This is a genomic window from Leptospira alexanderi serovar Manhao 3 str. L 60, assembly GCF_000243815.2.
GTDB classification, from domain to species: domain Bacteria; phylum Spirochaetota; class Leptospiria; order Leptospirales; family Leptospiraceae; genus Leptospira; species Leptospira alexanderi.
Window position 1 is genome coordinate 125,001 of record NZ_AHMT02000015.1, and the last position, 2,500, is coordinate 127,500.

The 2,500-nt window shown below is 46.6% G+C and carries 3 protein-coding genes (2 of these 3 only partly in view); all 3 read left to right on the plus strand.

Annotated features, from left to right (window positions below):
* Positions 1–794: the end of a penicillin-binding protein 1A gene (locus LEP1GSC062_RS04440; protein ID WP_020983520.1), read on the plus strand. It extends 1,645 nt beyond the left edge of the window; the window shows 794 of its 2,439 coding nt (coding positions 1,646–2,439); its start codon lies off the left edge, out of view; the stop codon is at positions 792–794.
* A 102-nt stretch (positions 795–896) separates the two neighbouring features.
* Complete coding sequence (gene odhB / locus LEP1GSC062_RS04445; protein WP_010578515.1) at positions 897–2,135, plus strand: 2-oxoglutarate dehydrogenase complex dihydrolipoyllysine-residue succinyltransferase; 1,239 nt, start codon at positions 897–899, stop codon at positions 2,133–2,135.
* Positions 2,136–2,148: 13 nt separating this feature from the next.
* Positions 2,149–2,500: the 5' portion of a dihydrolipoyl dehydrogenase gene (gene lpdA, locus LEP1GSC062_RS04450; protein WP_010578514.1), read on the plus strand. 1,052 nt of this gene lie beyond the right edge of the window; the window shows 352 of its 1,404 coding nt (coding positions 1–352); its start codon is at positions 2,149–2,151; its stop codon lies off the right edge, out of view.

A 2,500-nucleotide genomic window follows, 5' to 3' on the forward strand; every position in this document is an offset into this window, starting at 1 on the left:
CCGCACTTGCGCTTGGAATCGCGGAACTCACACCTCTTGAGATGGCACTTGGTTATGCTACGATTGCTAACAATGGAAGAAGGGTGATCCCGTTTTCTGTTCGTTATGTGATCGATCAGAGTGGAAATGTCGTCTACAATGAAGAAGTAAAGGTTCAGGAGGAATTGCAGAGACAGGCTAAAGACGGAAGTATCCAAGTGATCTCCGAAGGAACCGCCTACATTCTGAAAAAAATGCTAACCAATGTGGCGATGGCTGGAACCGCTGCGATGGGATTAAGAGATCCCGAGAAAGGGAATTATAGAGGAATCGCCGCTGGAAAAACCGGTTCGACTTCTTCTTTTACCAACGCATGGTACTGTGGATTCGATCCGAATTATACGACTGTTATTTGGTTGGGATTCGATAAAAGTTCTATTTCTTTGGGAAGAGGACAAGCGGCTTCAGTGCTTGCGGTTCCGATTTGGGGAAGAATGTACAATCGTTTCTACGGAGGTCAGAATTATCCGACCTTCGGCGAAGACATTATACCCGAAGAAGTACAAGGCGGTGGCACTTGTGCTTACAATGGACTTTCTCCAAAACCGGGAGTATGTCCCGTAACTCAGAATCTGACACTCAAACCGATCACCGTAGCCGGAGTGACCAAGGCGGTGATGGGTAATCGCCAGTGTGACGGAGAGAGGGATCATCACAAGTCTGTGGATTTTAGAGAATTCTTACAGAAAGAATATCAGATTAGTGACGAGGAATTGGGTAAAATGGATCGAAAGTTCAAACCTAGGACGGAATAATTGTGTTTTAGAGAATTTCGTTTACAGAATTTTTTCATTTAGAAGGATTGAAACCGAGGCCTTCGCTTTTTTGCATCCAAAGCCTCTCGAAAGGAATCATTCATGTCTGTAGAAATTAAGGTCCCCGAAATGGGGGAATCTATCACGGAAGCTACGATTGCAAATTGGGTTAAGAAAGAAGGAGACGCGGTAAAACAAGATGAGATCCTGCTGGAACTGGAAACCGATAAGGCGACCATGGAAGTTCCGGCGCCTTCTTCCGGTGTTCTTCAGAAAATTCATAAGAAAGCCGGAGACACTGTAAAAGTAAAAGAGATCATCGGTCTCATCGACTCCGCGGCAACTGCCTCCACTCCCGCATCTTCTTCGCCAACAACTCCAGCACAAACAACTCAAAACTCTGGAAACGACAAACACAACGATACTCTTTCACCTGCGGTTCGTAAGTTGATCGACGACAATGGTTTGAATGCATCCTCGATTTCCGGTTCCGGTAAGAATGGACAGATTACAAAAGAAGACGTTTTAAAAGCGATCGAATCCAAAACTTCCGCACCCGTTGCGACGGCATCCGTTGCAGCGAAAGCGGCGCCTTCTCCGGAAATTCCAAAAGCGGTTCCTGTCGCGAGAAGAACGGATCTTCCGAGAGAAAACGCGGTTCCGATGACTCGTTTACGCAAAGTAATTGCGGAAAGACTCGTATCGGCGCAACACAATGCCGCCATTTTAACCACATTCAACGAAGTGGACATGAGTTACGTAATGGAGCTCAGAAACCGTTACAAAGATAAGTTCAAAGAGACGCATAACGTAGGTCTCGGATTTATGAGCTTCTTTACAAAAGCCGCGATCCACGCGCTCAAAACGATTCCAGCGATCAACGCAGAGATCCGCGGAAACGACATCGTATATAAGAACTTTTATGATATTGGAGTCGCTGTCGGAGGACCTAAGGGACTTGTGGTTCCGATCGTAAGAGACGCGGATCTTTTGAGCTTTGCGGGAGTGGAGCAAGAGATCGTAAGACTTGCCAACCGAGTTAAGGACGGAAAGATCGAACTTTCGGAGATGGAGGGCGGAACGTTTACGATTTCCAACGGGGGAATCTACGGTTCCATGATGTCCACACCGATATTAAACCCTCCTCAGAGTGGAATTTTAGGACTTCATAATATAGTAAAGCGTGCGGTGGTGGTAAACGATCAAATCGTGATCCGTCCGATGATGTATCTCGCACTTTCCTACGACCACAGAATCGTAGACGGGAAAGAAGCGGTTACGTTCCTCGTAAAGGTCAAGGAAGCGATCGAAGATCCGGCCCGACTTTTACTCGAACTTTAATGAAAGAGGAAGCATGTCAGCAGAATATGACGTAGTCGTGATCGGTGCGGGACCGGGAGGCTACGTTTGTGCCATCCGATCCGCTCAACTCGGTTTTAAAACCGCAATCATTGAAAAAAGAAAAACCCTCGGAGGCACCTGTCTCAATGTGGGTTGTATTCCCTCCAAAGCTCTTCTGGATTCTTCCGAAGAATATCACAAAGCTCTGCACAAACTCGAAGTTCACGGAATCACCGTCGGAAAAGTTGAAGTCGATCTCGACAAGCTTATGAACCGAAAGGATCAGATCGTAAAGGAAGTCACCGACGGGGTCGACTTTCTGATAGGCAAAAATAAGATCAAACGTTACGAAGGTTTCGGAAAGG

Coding starts and splice junctions, on each gene's coding strand:
- odhB (WP_010578515.1), top strand. CDS start 897: ATGTCTGTAGAAATTAAGGTCCCCGAAATGGGGGAATCTATCACGGAA.